The sequence below is a fragment of the Stenotrophomonas sp. GbtcB23 genome (assembly GCF_019091045.1).
In the GTDB taxonomy this organism is placed as follows: Bacteria; Pseudomonadota; Gammaproteobacteria; order Xanthomonadales; family Xanthomonadaceae; genus Stenotrophomonas; species Stenotrophomonas rhizophila_A.
Genome location: NZ_JAGXKC010000173.1, coordinates 1 through 551 on the forward strand (window position 1 = coordinate 1; position 551 = coordinate 551).

Here is a 551-nt window from a genome sequence, read left to right on the forward strand (position 1 = left end):
GAGTGGTACGGTTACGCCCCGAATTTCTGGATGCGCCTTCATGTCCTCCAGCGCCACTCCCGACACTATCTTAAGTGGAACGCGGATCGAGGTACTTGAGACACTCAAATCTGGTGCCAGTGGCTTTGCAATGAAACGCAGACTTCAAGAGCGGGCGAATCAGCTCGCGTCGATAGATGCAGCGACGACTTGTGAGTGGCGCGCATATGTATCTGCTATCGATGACTCCTTTGATGATGCGGACGAAAGTTTCGACTGCGCACGTCGCCTGAAGCCCGGTGATCCATATGTCATCGTTCGTTGGCTGGAAATGCTCTGTGTCACTGGTCAGGTAAGCAGGGTGAAGGAAAAGTTCGCCGAGTTCCGATCCAGCTTGGATGGAGATCACGTTGCAATGGGGGCGGTGATCCACGTGCTTGGGTTCGTAGGATTGCTGCATGATGCCTTCCACCTTCGAGAGCGCGTCGCCGTGTTGGGTGGAAGTCCTGGCCCAGACGTTATTGGCGGCGAGTTCTGGATAGGGGCACCCCCCAAGCTAGGTATCGCCAAGC

At 55.7% G+C, this 551-nt stretch carries 1 protein-coding gene; it reads left to right on the plus strand.

What is annotated here, in order from left to right:
• Positions 1–40 precede the first annotated feature (40 nt).
• Positions 41–551, plus strand: a 511-nt coding sequence (locus KVS69_RS18665; RefSeq protein WP_217539471.1) for a hypothetical protein, incomplete at its 3' end; no start/stop codon positions are given.